At 46.7% G+C, this 17,687-nt stretch carries 15 protein-coding genes; 10 read left to right on the top strand and 5 right to left on the bottom strand.

Annotation, left to right across the window (positions count from 1 at the left end):
- Positions 1 to 2: 2 nt before the first annotated feature.
- The 9 genes from murQ (at position 3) to GWR21_RS13390 (ending at position 11,299) form a co-directional block, all read left to right on the top strand.
- A complete protein-coding gene (gene murQ / locus GWR21_RS13430) occupies positions 3 to 803 on the top strand; it encodes an N-acetylmuramic acid 6-phosphate etherase (RefSeq protein ID WP_162332242.1) in 801 nt (266 codons plus the stop codon).
- Positions 804 to 809: 6 nt separating this feature from the next.
- Positions 810 to 2,003 (top strand): anhydro-N-acetylmuramic acid kinase, encoded by a 1,194-nt coding sequence (locus GWR21_RS13425; protein ID WP_162332241.1) that lies wholly within the window; start codon positions 810 to 812, stop codon positions 2,001 to 2,003.
- 119 nt (positions 2,004 to 2,122) lie between these two features.
- Positions 2,123 to 2,869, top strand: a complete 747-nt coding sequence (locus GWR21_RS13420; protein ID WP_162332240.1) for a DeoR/GlpR family DNA-binding transcription regulator — start codon at positions 2,123 to 2,125, stop codon at positions 2,867 to 2,869.
- 163 nt (positions 2,870 to 3,032) lie between these two features.
- Complete coding sequence (locus GWR21_RS13415; protein ID WP_162332239.1) at positions 3,033 to 6,155, top strand: SusC/RagA family TonB-linked outer membrane protein; 3,123 nt, start codon at positions 3,033 to 3,035, stop codon at positions 6,153 to 6,155.
- A 19-nt stretch (positions 6,156 to 6,174) separates the two neighbouring features.
- Positions 6,175 to 7,464: a RagB/SusD family nutrient uptake outer membrane protein gene (locus GWR21_RS13410; protein WP_162332238.1), complete on the top strand. Its 1,290-nt coding sequence runs from the start codon at positions 6,175 to 6,177 to the stop codon at positions 7,462 to 7,464.
- Between the two features lie 645 nt (positions 7,465 to 8,109).
- The gene (locus GWR21_RS13405; protein WP_162332237.1) at positions 8,110 to 9,126 is read left to right on the top strand and encodes a DUF4421 domain-containing protein; all 1,017 of its coding nucleotides are present in this window, start codon (positions 8,110 to 8,112) and stop codon (positions 9,124 to 9,126) included.
- Positions 9,127 to 9,197: 71 nt separating this feature from the next.
- Positions 9,198 to 9,626, top strand: a complete 429-nt coding sequence (locus tag GWR21_RS13400; RefSeq protein WP_162332236.1) for a c-type cytochrome — start codon at positions 9,198 to 9,200, stop codon at positions 9,624 to 9,626.
- Between the two features lie 104 nt (positions 9,627 to 9,730).
- Positions 9,731 to 10,051 (top strand): hypothetical protein, encoded by a 321-nt coding sequence (locus tag GWR21_RS13395; protein WP_162332235.1) that lies wholly within the window; start codon positions 9,731 to 9,733, stop codon positions 10,049 to 10,051.
- Between the two features lie 483 nt (positions 10,052 to 10,534).
- The gene (locus GWR21_RS13390; RefSeq protein ID WP_162332234.1) at positions 10,535 to 11,299 is read left to right on the top strand and encodes a hypothetical protein; all 765 of its coding nucleotides are present in this window, start codon (positions 10,535 to 10,537) and stop codon (positions 11,297 to 11,299) included.
- Between the two features lie 306 nt (positions 11,300 to 11,605).
- Here GWR21_RS13390 and GWR21_RS13385 read toward each other — a convergent pair whose 3' ends face one another.
- Entirely contained in the window at positions 11,606 to 12,223 is a 618-nt protein-coding gene (locus GWR21_RS13385) for a hypothetical protein (RefSeq protein ID WP_162332233.1), read from the bottom strand.
- Between the two features lie 10 nt (positions 12,224 to 12,233).
- Positions 12,234 to 12,719 (bottom strand): hypothetical protein, encoded by a 486-nt coding sequence (locus GWR21_RS13380; RefSeq protein WP_162332232.1) that lies wholly within the window; start codon positions 12,717 to 12,719, stop codon positions 12,234 to 12,236.
- Positions 12,720 to 12,831: 112 nt separating this feature from the next.
- Here GWR21_RS13380 and GWR21_RS13375 point away from each other — a divergent pair, with 112 nt between their 5' ends.
- Entirely contained in the window at positions 12,832 to 13,293 is a 462-nt protein-coding gene (locus tag GWR21_RS13375; protein WP_162332231.1) for a hypothetical protein, read from the top strand.
- On the opposite strand, the gene GWR21_RS13370 is transcribed toward GWR21_RS13375, so the two are convergent.
- From GWR21_RS13370 to GWR21_RS13360, 3 genes are read right to left on the bottom strand one after another with little or no spacing between them, the layout of a single operon-like run.
- Positions 13,288 to 14,079, bottom strand: coding sequence for an SDR family NAD(P)-dependent oxidoreductase (locus GWR21_RS13370; RefSeq protein ID WP_162332230.1), 792 nt, complete (start codon positions 14,077 to 14,079; stop codon positions 13,288 to 13,290). The genes GWR21_RS13375 and GWR21_RS13370 overlap by 6 nt on opposite strands.
- Before the next feature lie 22 nt (positions 14,080 to 14,101).
- Positions 14,102 to 16,438 (bottom strand): glycoside hydrolase family 95 protein, encoded by a 2,337-nt coding sequence (locus tag GWR21_RS13365; RefSeq protein WP_162332229.1) that lies wholly within the window; start codon positions 16,436 to 16,438, stop codon positions 14,102 to 14,104.
- A gap of 10 nt (positions 16,439 to 16,448) precedes the next feature.
- Positions 16,449 to 17,669: a DUF4998 domain-containing protein gene (locus tag GWR21_RS13360; RefSeq protein WP_162332228.1), complete on the bottom strand. Its 1,221-nt coding sequence runs from the start codon at positions 17,667 to 17,669 to the stop codon at positions 16,449 to 16,451.
- Positions 17,670 to 17,687: the final 18 nt, after the last annotated feature.

The following is a 17,687-nucleotide window of genomic DNA, read 5'->3' as shown; positions in this document are numbered from 1 at the left end:
CTATGCTTACTACCGAGATGTCTTCCCATTTTAACGACCTGGAGAAGATGAGCGTTCGTGCCCTGCTGGAAGGGATGAACAGTGAAGATATGACTGTGCCCCTCGCAGTCGCAAAAGCAATTCCACAAATAGAATTACTGGTCACCGCCATCGTTGAAAAGATGAAAAAGGGCGGGCGACTGTTTTATATAGGCGCTGGTACCAGCGGGCGCCTGGGAGTACTGGATGCTTCTGAATGCCCACCGACTTTTGGTGTGCCGCATGAAATGGTCGTAGGTATTATTGCCGGTGGAGATACCGCAATTCGCAGGGCGGTAGAGTTTGCAGAAGATGATACCCAGCAGGCTGCACAAGACCTGGACAAATACAGCATAAATGATAAAGATGTAGTGATCGGTATTGCGGCATCTGGTACTACCCCCTATGTGATCGGTGGCGTGAAGGCAATGCGGGAAAGAGGAATTATAACAGGATGTGTTACCTGTAATGAGGGCAGTCCGCTGGCTGCGGCAGCACAATACCCGGTAGAGGCGGCGGTAGGTGCAGAATTTCTCACGGGTAGCACGCGCCTGAAATCAGGTACCGCGCAGAAATTAATACTCAATATGATCTCTACTTCAGTGATGATACAGCTGGGCAGAGTAAAGGGAAACAAAATGGTTGATATGCAGCTGAGCAATCATAAACTGGTAGACCGTGCCACCCGAATGGTGATGAGTGAACTGAATGTGGATGAAGCTACTGCCAGTCAGCTGATCGCGGAAAAAGGCAGCGTAAGGGCTGCTATTGAAAGCAGAAAATAAGCAGGTATGAACAGGAATCTCCGGCAACTATTTACGATCGCTGAAAAGCCAGTCCGCCGTATTATCGGGTTAATGTCAGGTACTTCTCTGGATGGCCTGGACATCGCGCTGTGCACCATCAGCGGTAGCGGTATGGATACACGTGTCACCCTGGAACATTTTGAAACGGTGCCCTATCCGGCACATGTAAAAGATGAGATCAGGAAGGTCTTCGCAAGGGATATGATCGCCTTTCAGCAGCTTTGCCTGCTACACCCCTGGCTGGCAGATCTGCATGCCAGCTGGATACTGGCCTGCCTTTCCAAATGGGGCGTAGCACCTGCTGATGTAGACCTGATCGCTTCACACGGTCAGACGGTATACCATAGTCCTAAAATATTACATCAGCTACCTGACTTTCCCAACGCCACCCTGCAAATTATTGATGGTGATCATATCGCTGTCAGGACGGGCATTATCACCCTGAGTGATTTCCGGCAAAAGCATATTGCTGCTGGTGGGGAGGGAGCCCCGCTGGCCCTCTATGGAGATTACTGCCTGTTCTCGAAACGTGGCGAAGACCGCGTAATGCTGAACATGGGCGGGATTGCCAACTTTACTTTCCTGCCCGGAGACCTGCAGGCATCCGGCATATTTGTAACCGATACGGGACCGGGAAATACATTGCTGGATGCATTTGCCAGAACCTATTTCCAGGTTGAATATGACCAGGACGCTGTTTTAGCAAGGCAAGGGCGTGTGAATGAAGTATTGCTGGCGGCATTAAAAGATGACTCATTTTTTAAAGCGCCTTTTCCCCGTACTACCGGCCCGGAGCTTTTCAGCAAGATATATGTGCATAATGCACAGATTACAAGTGGTACCCTGGAGATATCTCCCTACGACATACTGGCTACTTTAACCCGTTTCAGTGCAGATACGATCACTGATGCGCTGAAGAGTGTATTGCAGCCAGACAGGGACTACGCTGTATACGTGAGTGGTGGAGGGGCGCATAATCCCTTATTAATGAAATGGATTAAAGAGCGCCTGCCCCGGCTACAGTTACGTACTACCAGTGAACTGGGGATCCCAGGTGATGCAAAGGAGGCGGTATTATTCGCTATACTGGCCAATGAGGCAATTGCCGGCAAGGGCATTGATTTCGGTAAGCCGGGTATGCCCGCTGTGAGCATGGGAAAGTTATCTTTTCCTGCATAAACCTGCAAGCTATAACGCATTCCTGCGTAAAGCAGCAAAAAAATGCAGGTTTATATTTTGTTTTCTGCGTTTTTTTGCAGAAATTCAGTCCTATAATTCAACCAACGTAATCATCGCTGATGTTAAAGGAAGAACGCCACGCATATATACTTCACCAGGTAAACCTGCATAATAAGGTGTTGTCTTCCCATCTTAGCGAACAGATTCAGGTATCAGAAGATACCATCCGCCGTGATCTGGCAGAGTTAGCACAGGAAGGAAAGATCATTAAGGTCCATGGCGGCGCATTATCCAATTCATTTCATTTGGGCATTACCTCACAGGATGTATATGCCGTAGAAGATAAAAAGACCATTGCTTTAAAAGCCGTTCAGCTGATTCATGACGGTATGTTTGTATTAACTACAGGCGGCACGACCATCGCGGAACTGGCGCGTGTCCTGCCAAGAGACCTGCAGGCTACTTTTATAACCGTTAGCCTGCCTGCTGCTTTTGAATATGCCAATCACCCGAATATAGAGGTGATTGTGATAGGAGATAAGTTATCCAAAGGATCAAAGATCACCGTAGGGGGAGAGGCTATTTCTAAAATAAAAATGATCAAAGCCGATCTGTGTTTCCTGGGTAACAACGCCATTGATGCAACCGACGGACTGACCGATAATGACTGGGATGTAGTCCAGGTAAAACGGGCCATGATCAGCACCGCCAAGAAGGTAGTGGTGTTATCCATTTCAGAAAAGCTGGACACGTCAGAACAGTTAAAGATCTGCGACGCAGAAGATATTGATGTGTTAATAACCGAGTTGCCTCCCGATGCGAAGAAACTGAAATCGTACAGAAAAAAGGGTATCCTGATATTATAATAAAACGGCAAGTATTTTTCCGGTAATAACACCGGCAACATTTTATAAACGTAAATGCGCTTATCAGCCAACCTGTAATCAGTCAGTTATTCATGGCCTATTCCGTAGAAGAACAAGGGGAATAGCTACGCCATTATTTATCGCTTACTATTAAAAATTAGTTATGAGAATGTATCCATTATTCCGGCTTGCCAGTCGCAGGTATCTGCTGCTTTTGCTGGTACTGCAATGCTTTACTGCCGTAGCTGCTTTCGCGCAGGTAAAGCTGTCCGGTAAGGTGACAGATGAAACAGGCGCATCATTGCCTGGTATCACCGTAGCCATCAGGGGGACTAAAATGGGCGCAACTACTTCGGTGGACGGTACCTATACTATTACTGCCGATCTCAAACCAGGTAGTTATACGCTCGTATTTACAGGTATTGGTTTTGCACAAAAAGAGGGCATTGTGGCGATAGGGAGTGCAGGAACTTATACACTTAATCAGCAGCTCTCCGCCTCCGTATCCAAACTGGATGAAGTGGTGATCACCGGTGCCTCTATCGGTACCACACGTAAACAGCTAGGTAGTTACGTCAGCAGTGTAAAAGCGGATGAATTAAGTAAAGGTGCTACATCTAATGTGCTGTCTGCGTTACAGGGTAAAACGGCCGGTGCGCAGATCACCCAGAACTCCGGTGATCCTGCTGGTGGTATGTCTGTTAAACTTCGTGGTATCAGTACGATCAGTGGTTCTACAGAACCGTTGTATATCATCGATGGGGTGATCATTGATAACTCTACCACCCGTGTGACCAACGCGGATGCCTCTTATGCAGGAGGTAGCTTCGCTGGTAATGTGGGGCAGAACCGTATGGTGGATATCAACTCCGCCGATATTGAACGTATAGAAGTGTTGAATGGTGCCGCTGCTGCCGCTATTTATGGTTCAAGGGCAAACGCTGGCGTTGTACAGATATTCACTAAGAAGGGTGCAGGTGGTGCACCGGTAGTTAATTTCTCTACCAGCTTTAACGTGAACGAGCTGCGGAAGAAACTGGATGTAAACCAGGCGCCTACCAAGTTCGGTGGTACGCCCGACGTGTCCACACAGACAATATTAACACCTGCTATTACCAATACCACCGCCGTACAGCGGTATGATTACCAGGATTACATCTTCCGTACAGGTGTAGGTACTGATAACAATATATCCGTGACCGGTGGACAGAATAGAACAAGATATTATGCTTCTGCCAACTATCTCTATAACCAGGGTATTGTAAGAAATACAGACTTCAATCGCTACAGCTTCCGTGTGAATTTAGACCAGGAGTTGAACAAATGGCTCAGCTTTAACGCGTCACTCAACTATATTTATAGTAAAACCAATGAGAAGCCTGATGGCAACTCTTTCTTCTCTCCGACAAATGCGGTGACTATTATCGGTAACTACTACGACATCCATCAGCGGAATGCGCTGGGGAATCTGCTCCCTGTAGGTGAACGCGGACGTGTCAATCCGGTGTCTATCATCGAAGACTTCAAACAGCAGCAACAAACGAACAGGGTGATCGCAGGTGCGGGAGTGAAACTGACGCCAATCAAAAATCTGACCGTAGACTATCACATGGGTATCGATAATTACAGTCAGGATGGTACAACCTTCATTCCGCCTTTTGCCTACAACGTAAGTCTGGCATTCTTTGGTGGTGGTGCTACGCTTGATCCGACTCAGAATGGTTATGCGAGCACTGGTGTGAATAACTCTTTCCTTATCAACCATGATATCAATGCGACTTACAATGCCCAGATCACAAATGATCTCGCATCTGTGACACAGGTAGGTTATTCACTGCAATACCAGCAGGTGCATTACTCCCTGCAACAGGGCAGAGGGTTACCGCCGTTCGTACAAACGGTAAGTGGTGCGGCTACTTTAATACCTGGTGCGGATGAGCGTACTAAATTATCTATATCAGGTCAGTTCATTCAGCAGAACTTTAAATACCGTGATCAGCTGTTCGTCACTGGTGCATTGAGAAGAGATGGTTCTTCCGTATTTGGTGCCGACGAACGTAATCAGATCTATACAAAACTCAGTGGTAGCTATGTGCTGTCTGGTACTGACTACTGGAAGAACCTGGGTGTATCCAACTGGTGGAACCTGTTCAAGCTCAGAGCTGCCTATGGTCAGTCAGGTAACCTGACTGGTATTCCTGCATACGGTCGCTTTAATACCTATAAAGCCATCGCATTTGTTGGCGCTGCTTCCTTCACTTCTCCTACTACCTACACCAATCCGGATATTAAACCGGAAAGGCAGGAAGAGCTGGAATTTGGTACTGATATGGCTTTTGCGAATAACCGTATTAACCTGTCAGTGAACTATTATACTAAAAAAGTAAAGGACCTGCTGATCGCACGTGCGATCGCTCCGACACAGGGTTACAGCACACGTCTGGATAACATCGGTACGCTTTCCAATAAGGGTGTTGAAGTAGTACTGAATGTGGTGCCTGTAAAGACAAAAGATTTCACCTGGGATATGACGGCGATCTTCAACCGGAACAGGAATAAAGCAATTGATATCGGACAGTCTATCATTCTCTATTCTACTGTCAGTGGTGCACCGGTAGCTATTGCCAATGGTGAACCGATCGGCTTCTTCTATGGCACTTTCTACGCACGTGATGCTAATGGCAATCAGCTAAAAAATGCTGCTGGTATTCCTGTGACAGAAGCGGGCGTACAGAACTCACCATTTACCTATACGCCTGCCAGAGATCCTAATACCGGCCTGCCACCAACAACTGGTGTAACTGCATTGCAAAAGAAAATAGGCGATCCTAATCCGGACTGGACCGGTACACTTACCAATGATTTCAGCTACAGGAAATTCAGTCTGCATACACAGCTGGACTTTGTGCAGGGCGTAGATGTGTTCAATGCCGACTTCAGAACAAGACAAGGTGTGGATAATGGTAAGGTAGCAGAGCAGGAGAACCTGGGACTGGTACCGCGTGGATTTATTGCCGGTAACTATAACATCCAGGAATGGAGAATTGATGATGGTTCCTTTGTGAAACTCAGGGAAGTATCACTCAGCTATAATATCGGAAAGGTCAGAGGACTGAGCGACCTGACGGTAAGCGTGGGCGGACGGAACCTGCATTCATGGGATAACTACAAAGGGTATGATCCTGAAGTGAATGCAGCAGGACAAAGCACTGTGCTGCGCGGTATTGACTTTGGTAGCATCCCTGCGCCCAGAACATATAATGTTGCGCTGCGTGCCAGATTCTAAACCATCAAAATGAAGAATTATGAAAATGTATTTCAATCAATATAGTCGTTCTTTTCTGGCCGGATTGTTATTGCTGACTGCTGCATCCTGTAAGAAGGAATATGCAGATCCGTCAGGGCCTTCTTACGATCAGGCTATCAGCTCTCCCAACGCACTGGCTGATCTGACTGTGGGATTACAGAACTGGTATACCGCCAACAGAACAAGCATTATCTATACATCTATTGCAACAGGTAGTCTGCTTACGAACGAAACCTATGTCGTAAATGCAGGTAATGCCGATGAAGGACAGTTAAATGCAGGTGGCGCGAGTTTACAGAACACCAACGCAGTGGTTACTGGTATGTGGGCTGTATCAAACAAGATCATCTTTGATGCGGACAGGGTACTGAATAATGCTACGGCCGTTATTCCTGATGTGAACTACAGGGCCGGTGTAGTGGCTTATGCTTCCCTGTTCAAAGCCATGGCTATTGGTAATATGTCGATGTTCTGGACGAACGTACCGGATTCCACTGGTAGTAATGTACCTTTTATTACCAGTCAGGAGGGATACAGGAAAGCGGTACGGGTGATCAACGGTGCGCTTAATGTACTCGCTCAGGATACGATCAGTGCGACATTCAGAAGTAATATTCCGCCGGGTGTGAATATCCTTAGTACGCTCTATGCATTAAAGGCCCGTTATGCGCTCTTTGCAGGCGATTATGATACTGCACTCAATACGGCCAATAAAGTGACCGGTACGTCTACTTTTAACTATAATACAGTAGTCACCAATCCTATCTTCACACTGGTCACCACCACCAATAATATCTACCAGGTAGTTGACTCAGCTATGGGACTTCCAGTCGGACTGCAGCCAGATCTCGCGGATAAACGCGTACCTTTCTATGTAGGCATCGGTACCAATCCGAAGTTCCGAGTGAAAGGCTTTTTCACGGCGCTGACACAGAGTATCCCTGTCTTCCTGCCTGGCGAGATCATGCTGATCAAAGCAGAGTGTTATGCACGTAAGAATGAAGTGAGTAACGGCCTGACCGAACTGAATAAGGTGGTCACCAAGCAGCCCGCTGCTGATGCATTTGGTGTAGGTGCCGGATTGCCGGAGGAAGCTGCCACTACCCAAAGCGAGTTACTGACACTAATCTACAAGCATCGTCGTATAGAATTATTCATGAGCGGTATGGAACTGGAAGATCAACGCAGGTTTAGCAGACCTGTTGCCGAGCGTAAGCGCTCCTGGCTGCCTTTCCCTTTTGTGGAAAGAAACGATAATACCAATATACCTCAGGATCCTGCATTTTAGGACAGTGGATAATTTTTAACCGATAGGAGGCTGACCGGAACTAACTCCGGTCAGCCTCTTGGGTTTTTAGAAAGAAGTGACTATTTTAGGTAATTCCCAATTCTTAATTCCCAATTCTTCAACTCCCGTTATGAAAAAAGCTATCCTTTACTGTTCGCAGCCCTTCTTTTCTCTTTAATTGCCTTCCCGGAAAAACATAGGCTTCGAAAAACCTGGAGACAACTGCTGATCGGCTCCGTTAGTAAAGGTGGTAACGTATTACTCAATGTCGGGCCGCCCGCCCGCGGCTTATTTGACCACCGGGCGTAGGATGCACTGGGGTACTCGGAGGGTGGATGGTACTTAATAATCAATCGATCTACGGCCGTACACAGGCGCCGGACAAGTTCAAGGCGCCTCCGGGTACCATACTGACCTACAACCCTGCTACCAGGAAACTGTATGTCCGTTTACTAAGCTGGCCCCTGAATAAATTGGCCTTGCCCGGGTTTGATCAAAAAGTTAAATATGTGCAATTCCTGCACGATCATTCAGAAATAAACTATCTTGGAAAAGAAAATCAGGGTAGTCATGACATTGTGCTCACGCTACCGTTCAGGAAGCCTCTGGTGGAGGTTCTAGTGATAGAGTTGACTTTGAGATGAAATGAAACGCTTTTTTTTAAACCTACAACTGCAGATCAGCCTGTTCCTTCTTTTACAGATCATGGGAGCAGGCTGTTTGTACGCCCAGCGTACCCGTGATACTGCGTGGGTAAAGCCTTTTCTGAAAGATAATAACATACAGCTGTACGGAGGGTATTCCGGTAGCAGCTTTATTTTTCAGACCAAAACAACACCACGGGAATATTTTCGCTTACTGGCCAATAATGCAGGCTATACAGGGTTTAACCTTAATTACAAATACCTGTCTCTTTTCTACGATTTTACTTTACCCTATACCAGCCTTGCCGACCGGACCACCGGCTTACGTAACCGTAACCTCTCCATCTCGCAGTTCGGCTATCGTTTCGGGGTGGAGGCCGGGTTTCAGCGTGTCGATGGGATGCTGTTTGAGGTACGTGGCCGCCGGAGGGATCCGCCCGTTACCTTTGAGAATATCCGCTACCGACGGTATAATGCGAATTTTTACCTGTTTACGAATCCGAAGCACTTTTCCTATACCGCCGCTAGTTTTTACAGCAGTCTGCAACAGAAAACTGCCGGCAGCCTGCTCTTCATGTTTAGTCCGGAGTACCAGCAGTTTAGCTTTACGCATGCGAACCTGATAGGCGATGAACCGAAGGACTCGATGGTATACGAGCTGGTCAAGCCACAACCCGCCTGGGTATCGGCTATCGGTTATGTGGGCTACTCGTTTAACTTTGTGATGGAAGGTGGTCACTGGACGATTAGTCCGACTTTGCTGCTGGGGGCTGGCGGACAATACCCCTTATACGATAACCGTTTCAACCCGAAGGAGATCTCGCTTGTATACAGCGCTATAGGAAAGATCAACGGGGGCTATAACGGAGAGCACTTCTTCAGCTACCTGAGCGTCAGTCACGACTACACCCGCGACCACCTGCCGGCAGCACACCTGCATCTGCAGAACAGCGATTTCTCTCTTACCGTTGGGTATCGTTTTTCCAGTCTTAAACATAAAATACTGGGTCTCCTGTAATAATTTTTCTAAGTATAGGGATTTTTTGTATGTTCCTTCCCTGATTTATAAGGAAGCTAATTATTACATCTATGCAATTGAAAAAAGCCTACCTGGTACCGCTGTCGCTATTGCTGGCAGCTACATTATGCTCTTTATCCTTACCTCCTGAGGAAAAAGCAAAGAATCTGAAAGTATTACCAAAGAACATCAGTCATGACGATCTGATGAAGGAAATGCGCGCTTACAATAAAGCATTGGGCGTAAAATGCGATTATTGCCATGCGAAACAGGCCGATAATCCACAGAAAATGGATTTCGCCAGCGACGCAAAAGAGGAAAAAGAAACAGCGCGTGAGATGCTGAAAATGACTAACCGTATAAACAAGAAGTTCTTTAAATCCGGTAAAGACGAGAAAGGTATGCAGATCATGACAGTGACCTGTTATACCTGCCACAACGGGCAGAAAGAGCCGGCATCCAAGCCAGCTGGACCGGAAGAGGCGCCTCGTCAGCACTAAAAATGTGCGTTTGGGAGCAATTGTGAAAAATAATATCTTTATAGTAATACATCTACCTATTGTTGTATTAACTGTTACAGACCGCACAACTTAAATGTAAAATCATGATTGCTTTCACTTCCCTCGCCATTCTGGCGCTGATTTCATTTATCGCCCACGTTGTATTACTGTTTACATCATTCGGAAAAAATGGTTATCAGAAGAAACGTTATTTCTATTCTCATGTCACACTCTGGGTCGCCGGAGCACTGGTATTCCTGATGGCAATGCTGTTCTCAGGGACCAATACTTCCTCTGTCCTGGATGTGTTTGATACGCCGGGCAAACAGCTGCTGATACTGGCACTGGTGATTGTCCTGTCATTTACAGCCCACACCATTGTGCGGTTGCTGATAATGCCGAAGTATCAGTTAGGTAGTAAATAACTTATCCGTATATAATTGAAAGGGGATTGTGGTCATAGATCACAGTCCTATTTTGTTTTTGGCAATAATGGCATCCGGGTGTAACAGGAGGCCCCCCTCTCCTGTAATGGACGCAGGTCTCAGCCGTGATTGATAACACAATGTTAGCAAAGATTTCAATGTGATGCTGAAGAGAGTACACGAGCTGTCGGTTTTTAGCATGAACTGTTGATATCGTGTAATAAGGCCCTCTATTTCCCGCCCCGATATCATCTTTAAATAGCTATCTGTTAGATGGAGGCTCAAAGTCTACTGTATGCCGGATAAGATTTCGCAATTTTCTAACCCTTCATTTACTGCTATTGATGATTATTGAAACTGCCAGGCCAGTGCTGTTGTGAATTTTGCAGATAAACGGGTATTTAATATCAGATAATCAATTGTTTACGCCCGAGATGAGTGCCTGGTTTTTCTTATTTTCAGTATTCACCAGTATGCATTTCAATGGCTAAGCAAAATTCTATCATCATCTTCACCGGGAAACTCGGTAACATGATCGGTTATTATCGCAAAGGCAGTTATTTTCTGCGTAGCGCCCCTGAAAGTGTCAGGCAAACAGCGGCTACCCGTCAGGCGGCGCAACGTTTCGGTATTGCCAGCAGGAAAGGAGCGCTGATCCGTAGTGCATTTGACAGTAAGTTAGATGTACACGGGGATGGCAGTCATATTAACCGTCTGAATAGTGTGTTGATCCGTGCGGGCGGTAAGAGCATTCAATCCGTAATCGGCTTTCAGTTTAATCAGCATGCGGGTATAGAACGTTTCTTCACAGTGGCGCCTGTATTGACGCCGGAAGGTACTTTTCATATTCCTGCGCAGGCCCTGTCAACGGGAAAAGACACTACATCCCTGGAAGTGAAGATCATTGCGGCACGTGTCAGCTTTGGATTACAGCAAGTAGTAAATGTGGCTTCGGCTATCATAACTATTGATACGAAGCAGCCTTTTACGGGTATTTCTTTTTCGGTGGATGTACCGGGTACCGGCACGTTAATGGTAGCTGTACAGGCAAGGGGAATGCGTCATGACGGGCCTTCTGTTAACAGGAAGGATATGGCTGCTGATATCGTAGGTGTACTGGAGCCACAGGAGGTAACATATAAGGCGGTAGTCATACATCCGCCGCATGCGATAGCAGATCAACCATCAGCGATATTTGATGCACGGTGGGATGCAGTTACTACCAGGAATTTCATTCAAAGAGAATAGCAAACAGCCGGAGAAATTTATACTGGTGAGTGACTATACCTATTGAATATTATATCCGTGGAGAATAGAAATCTATACCTTACTACTGGACTGTCCAGTGGATCTTCCTGCTATTGAAATAACTTTCTGCTTTAATGTTTGTTGTCAAAACTGGCCGCTCTTCTGCATAGCGTAGGACTTACAAGAAAGGTAAACTCGTAAAAACAGAAAAATTTGATTCGACGGGAAAAAAGTAATTGAAGTTATAGAAGCGAAAAAGAAGAAGTAAGTAATCATTTGTATATTGTAAAATAAGCTCTCTGGTATCTATTGCCAGGGGGCTTCTTTTTTCTCTACATTATCTCCTGTTATCCTCCGTACCTGAAACGAAAGCTCATCTTCAAGTACCTGTCCCTGCTTATTTATCTGATAGATCATCAAACCTGTCCCGGGTACGAACGGCGCTGATCTGATCACTAACCTATTACTCCTGATCACATTGTCAATATCCGACTTATCCAGGATGATAACACTATCTTTTATAGTATACTTTCCCCTGAAATAATCCGCACCCAGAGCATAATTTGTAAACTTATAAGTACCATTGGCACGCAGGTCAAGCGATGCACCATTAAAATCACCACTATAGCTGGCAAAAACAATTGTCGGCGTATTATCTCTCCTGTTTAAAGCATATAGCGACACGGCGATAACCAGCAGAAATAGAACACTTGTAAAAGTAGGTAGCAACTGTTTAGAAGATCTGGACAATTTATAGTCATTAACATCTCTCACTATCACACCAATCATTACAATAGTCGCAGCAATGATAGTGAACACATTGAGTATGCCATCCAAAAAAAAATCTTCATCAATCTTATATACTAGTCTGTAAACAACCGCAATACCGGTAATCAAAATAAGCGTGAATCGGTTGACATTCATAGTAAAGGTATTATTGGGGATAATGTTTTTTTAATCCAGGTACATAGAAGTGCTCCGGTTCTTCTACCGGATGTCCTGCTTCCAGGAATAGCTTTTTCAGCAGATCATAGGTTAAGAAATCGGCTGAAAGGTATGTCTTGTCATCCAGCTGCATATGACAACAACTCAGGCAAACATTCAATACGGAAATGATCTCTCCCTGCTCATTGTAGAAGATAATACCATCCCGGTAAACAGGTCCACACATCCATCCGCCTTCCATGTGTATATCTTGTACTAAAGCTTGTTTTAATGCATCTGCGAAAGAACTGTCCTGTCGCGCTGTTTGATATAAAACAGCAGATGGGTGAATTGACTTATTAGCGTCAGTCAGGAATTCCACAGGTAAGGACTCACTTTGATATTGCTCACCTCTGCAAAATGAATAGGTATCGAAATAAGCAAATTGCAGCTGATGAAAGTATGCTGTCGATGTGATAGCGGTATTCTCGGGCATAGGGACAAACCATTAAATTCGCCTCAAAGTAAACTTATTCCGGGAAACTCTCCAAACCACGCATACGACTACATCGCATTCTGCTATTTTTGCACACAAAAGAGACCGTCTTATGTTCTGGGAAGAAAGGCTTGAATATATAAAAAACAAACTCGGACCTGCGGAATTTACAGATCCATTCACAGCAGGTGTGGGCATCCTGAAAAAGATTGACGATCGTTTCTTTATCAGAGATCCTAATTATTTTCTTACCCACTGGACAGATCGTATCAGGCATAAAGTGGCAGTAGGATCAACAGCGAAAGGTAACCTGTGGAGTATGCTGAAGCTACTACCGGATACCTCCAACTACTGGTGGGTACCAGTATATGAAGCGTATCCGGATTGTAAGCCTCATGTGTATAACTGCAGTGTAAGGGCAATTAAATGGTTGTTAACTTATCATATCGAGGGTTTTTTCATTGTTGATAAGCATTATAACTGGTGCTTATATTGCTGCCGCAGGAAAGAGGAGCAGACCATGGAAGTGTTTAAAGCAGGGAATGGAATAACACCACTGGACGGCAAGCTATAACCCTGCTTCGACCGGCTGCATCAGTGCCCTGTATCCCAGCTCGGCGCCGCCACTCACATGCATGACATGCCCTGTGATGAAACGTGCCTTGTCCGAAGCCAGAAATACGCACGCATCCGCGATCACGTCTCCCTCCGGACAATATCCTAACGCATGGATGCCATTCATATATTGCTCAAAGCCATGTCCGTTAGGTTGCTGTTTTCCCCATTCCCGTAACATCGGTGTCCATACACCTGCTGGCGCCACCGCATTGACGCGTATATGAAACGGTGCATAATCCAGCGCCATGGATTTGGTGAGTGTATTCACCGCACCTTTGCTGGCAGTATACGCTGCGTGGTTTTCCTGTCCGATCTCCGCCACCAGACTACTGGTATTGATGATGCATCCCCTGCTTTCTTTCAGTGCCGGAATGCCATACCGGGTGGTCAGGAAAATGCTTTTCAGGTTTGTGTTCATCACCTGATCCCATTCGGTCTCACTGGTTTCATGTAGTGGACTCGAAGGAGAGGCGATAGCTGCGTTATTGTGAATAACATCTATTCTGCCGTATCGCTCCAGTGTTTCCCGGATAGCTTGTGCCACGTCGGCTGATTGGGAGATATCGGCGAAGATCGCATGGTGATCAGCACCCAGTGTGCTGATCGTAGCGGCAAGGGCCGGCGCATCGTTGGACACGATCACAACGATGCCACCTGCCTCTGCGTACTTCAAAGCGCACTCATATCCGATACCGGAAGAGCCGCCTGTCAGTAATATGATTTTACCGGTCAGAAGTTGCATACGATGAGGGTGATTAGGAATGTCAGCTTTTGCTGGTGGTGATCTCTTTTATCTCACCATTGATCTTTACTTTTACTTTAGTAGCTACAGGTGAAGTGAGGGTATAGTGAACCACCTTCCCATCCTTCCAGTCAAAGCTGACTGTGATATTGCCTCTCGCTTTTAATCCTTTTACAGCGCCCTGTGCCTGCCACTGGTCAGGAATAGACGGCAGCAGATTGATCATGCCTGCATGGCTTTGCAGCAACATTTCCGCAATACCGGCTGTCGCACCGAAGTTGCCATCTATCTGGAACGGCGGGCCTGCTGATAACATGTTTGGATATACACCACCGCCTGCGCCGTAGTTGATATCTGTTCTGTTAGTAGGTTTCAGCAGCTCTCTCAGCAATTTAAAGGAACGGTTACCGTCCTGTAGTCTTGCCCAGAAAAGCAGCTTGTAGGCGATGGTCCAGCTTGGACCATCGTCGCCTCTCACTTCCAGTGTTTTCTTCGCTGCTGCTGCCAGTTCCGGTGTTGTTTCTGCCGTGATCAGTGCAGCCGGATACAGTCCCCATAGATGAGAGATATGCCGGTGTTGCGGCTCCGTTTCTTTATAGTCTTCCAGCCATTCCATAATCCTGCCATCCGGAGAGATCACGCCCGCTGGTGGCAGCTGTGGCAGCTTCTGTTGTAACTCCTGACGGAAGGCGGCATCTATACCGAGTACCTCAGATGCCGTGATGATGTTGTTGAACAGGTCACGGACGATCTGATTGTCGATCGTCGCACCGATACAAATGCTGGCATGTTTGCCGTTAGGCAGATAAAAAGAGTTTTCCGGAGAAGAGGAAGGAGACATCACCAGCCAGCCGGTCTTCTCATCCCTTATCAGCAGACTATTATAAAACTCCGCAGAACCCTTCAATGTGGGATAGATATCGGCCAGGTATTTTTTGTCATTGGTGAATGCATAATGTTCCCATAGGTTATTGCACAACCAGCCGGAGCCGGATTTGGTTGCACCCCAGGAGGCACTCTCGCCCGGTTCTGTGAATCCCCATATGTTGGTGATCACGTGGGCCACCCATCCTGGTGCATTGTAGTAGGCCTTCGCTGTTCTTTCTCCTGGTTTTACCAGGCCTTTCACCAGCTCAGCCAGCGGCAGGTTCAGCTCTGACAGGTTGGATACCTCCACCGGCCAGTGGTTCATCTGCACATTCACATCCAGGTGATAGTCTCCGTTCCAGGGTGTTTGTACCTGGTTGGCCCATAGTCCCTGTAAGTTCGGTGGCAGTAAGCCCGGTTTGGTACTGCAGATGCTTAGGTAACGGCCAAACTGGTAGAAGAGTACAGGCAGCTCATTGTCAGCAGCAGCATTGTTGTAAAAAGCTGCCAGCCTTTTATCGGTCGTTAGCTGCCCTGATTCGCCTTTACCCAGGTTTATCTGTACCCTGTTAAACAATTTGCTGTAATTGGCTATATGCGCCTGTTTTTGCGCTTTATAGGGCTTTTTCATGGCAGTGGTCAGTACTTTGGATTGCTGTGTCCTGAATCCAGGGTTTCTGAAGTCGGTACCTGCCGCGATATAGAGGATCACTTCTGTCGCATTTTTGATCACCAGTGCCTCCGCTTCCGTGGCCACCGTACCACCTTTCGCCTGTGCCCTGACAGTAGCCTGGTACTGCATCCCTTTTCCGTCGATGCCATTGTCCAGCTGTCCATATAGCTGTAACGCGCCATTCTCTGTGCGGGTAGCCGCTCTTTCCGGACGGCTCATCGTTACGCGCAGGTTCAGTTTGCCTGGCTCGCTGGCCGTCAGGCGGATGAACGACAGGTCGTCTCCGAAGCTGGTAAAGTATTCCCGGCTATAGGTGACACCTTTTATCTTGTAATGGCAACCTGCAACAGCCTGTGGTAAGGAAAGCTGGCGCTCATATTGTTCCGGCTCCACTTTACCTGCATTGTCATAGGTAAACTGCAACTGTAGTTCACCTAATGTCTGATAACAGCCAAAGGGAACGCTGCCTGACCCTTTACCGGTACAGATGAAATCTTTATCCATCAGTGCCTGTACTTCGTCATTACGGCCTTCCTTCAGCAGCTGCCTGATCTTCGGCAGCTGCTTGTAAGCTTCATAGTTATTCGCATCCTGTGGGGCGCCCGACCATAGAGTGACGTCGTTAAGCACGACCTTCTCTTTTTCAATACCACCGTCCGGCATCATTCCCAGTCGGCCGTTTCCAAGTGGTAATGTCTCTTCCCATATAGCCGCCGGCCTGTCATATTTCATTGTCAGCGGACTTTGCTGCGCATAACTGAATGTTACAGGTATAAGCAGCACAATTGTAGTAATAATGTGTTTCTTTAAGATCATCATTAGCTCGAACTTATTCTTTATTCCAGAAGGTGATTTCCGACATATTAACATAACTATTCTCTCCATTGGCATTATGCAGCACCCTGATCCTGATGAAGCGTACCGGCGGCGGATTGTCAATCAGGTTTGCCTTAAAGGCACCATTGCCGTTGTCCTGTCTTTTCACTTCTGTCAGTAATGTCCATCCCTTATTCAGCATTGCATCTTTCCAGCCCGGGTCACCTGGATTCATTTCCGGTATAGCATTCGTAAGATCTGCAATACCCCATACTTCAAACTGATCAGGATTATTGCAACAATCCCTGCCTGTCTCTTCTATTACCGCCAGACGGTTATATACCTTACCCATATCAAAGCTCAGTGTTCTTGGCATACCACCATTTCCATCACTATGGAAGATGTTTGGATATCCCTGCGGACCAACGGAGCCGTCCCACAATCTGCTTACCCGGGTATCTGATTGATAGATCCCCATATCTCCCCACATATCCCTTTCCTGGAACAGGCTCTTGTCACATTGAATGAGCTTGTATATCGGTGCAATGGTATCATAACGTGGTACATTGAATGTATCCAGTGCATTGGCTACAGGAATATAGGAAGATTGATACAGAATAGGGGTACCGAATTTATAGTCGGTCAGTGTCAGCTCGTTATCGGCAGGAGCCAGGGTGGCAACAGCTTCCTGATTCTGCGCGTTCGTGTATTTCAGTATCGTACGGATGTTGATCGTATCCGGTGTAAGGAAGCGCAGTGTAACAGAGTTGTTTTCATTGACGGTGAAAAGATTCTCCGTATTGGTTAACCTGTTATTCAGTGTACCAATGTACACAGTGCCATATACCCGCGCATTGCTGATCTCTGTGGATACGGAACGGTTCCCTTTTCCGTCATAGGAATAGAGCATGAAGGAGTACACATATTCCGACAGGTCAGGGATAGTACATCTTACGGTATCAGAAGTATTATGTGTATTGGCAGCCACTGTAAGAGAGTCCGCCCCATTGTTCCAGAATACCCTGTACTGGGTAATGCTCTGGTCAGGGCTGGGTGTCCATATCAGCTGTATGCGTCCGTTACCCGGCCTTGCCTGGCTGTTGGATATTTTGCCGGGATAGGTCAGTTCCTCTCCGTTCAGGAAGTCACGGTAGTCAGTGGGTTTTTTGCTGCATCCCATCAGGGCCAGCAAACCGGCCAGCAGATATGTATTATATGTTGTATAACGTTTCATTGGTTGCTTTTTGGAAGG

This window comes from Chitinophaga agri, assembly GCF_010093065.1.
Lineage (GTDB): Bacteria > Bacteroidota > Bacteroidia > Chitinophagales > Chitinophagaceae > Chitinophaga > Chitinophaga agri.
Note: the sequence above shows the minus strand (reverse complement) of the source record. Positions and strands in the feature narration are given on the sequence as shown.

Excerpts from the sequence above, each read along its gene's own strand:
- murQ (WP_162332242.1), top strand. The coding sequence starts at position 3 with ATGCTTACTACCGAGATGTCTTCCCATTTTAACGACCTGGAGAAGATG.
- GWR21_RS13425 (WP_162332241.1), top strand. The coding sequence starts at position 810 with ATGAACAGGAATCTCCGGCAACTATTTACGATCGCTGAAAAGCCAGTC.
- GWR21_RS13420 (WP_162332240.1), top strand. The coding sequence starts at position 2,123 with ATGTTAAAGGAAGAACGCCACGCATATATACTTCACCAGGTAAACCTG.
- GWR21_RS13415 (WP_162332239.1), top strand. The coding sequence starts at position 3,033 with ATGAGAATGTATCCATTATTCCGGCTTGCCAGTCGCAGGTATCTGCTG.
- GWR21_RS13410 (WP_162332238.1), top strand. The coding sequence starts at position 6,175 with ATGAAAATGTATTTCAATCAATATAGTCGTTCTTTTCTGGCCGGATTG.
- GWR21_RS13405 (WP_162332237.1), top strand. The coding sequence starts at position 8,110 with ATGAAACGCTTTTTTTTAAACCTACAACTGCAGATCAGCCTGTTCCTT.
- GWR21_RS13400 (WP_162332236.1), top strand. The coding sequence starts at position 9,198 with ATGCAATTGAAAAAAGCCTACCTGGTACCGCTGTCGCTATTGCTGGCA.
- GWR21_RS13395 (WP_162332235.1), top strand. The coding sequence starts at position 9,731 with ATGATTGCTTTCACTTCCCTCGCCATTCTGGCGCTGATTTCATTTATC.
- GWR21_RS13390 (WP_162332234.1), top strand. The coding sequence starts at position 10,535 with ATGGCTAAGCAAAATTCTATCATCATCTTCACCGGGAAACTCGGTAAC.
- GWR21_RS13385 (WP_162332233.1), bottom strand. The coding sequence starts at position 12,223 with ATGAATGTCAACCGATTCACGCTTATTTTGATTACCGGTATTGCGGTT.
- GWR21_RS13380 (WP_162332232.1), bottom strand. The coding sequence starts at position 12,719 with ATGCCCGAGAATACCGCTATCACATCGACAGCATACTTTCATCAGCTG.
- GWR21_RS13375 (WP_162332231.1), top strand. The coding sequence starts at position 12,832 with ATGTTCTGGGAAGAAAGGCTTGAATATATAAAAAACAAACTCGGACCT.
- GWR21_RS13370 (WP_162332230.1), bottom strand. The coding sequence starts at position 14,079 with ATGCAACTTCTGACCGGTAAAATCATATTACTGACAGGCGGCTCTTCC.
- GWR21_RS13365 (WP_162332229.1), bottom strand. The coding sequence starts at position 16,438 with ATGATGATCTTAAAGAAACACATTATTACTACAATTGTGCTGCTTATA.
- GWR21_RS13360 (WP_162332228.1), bottom strand. The coding sequence starts at position 17,669 with ATGAAACGTTATACAACATATAATACATATCTGCTGGCCGGTTTGCTG.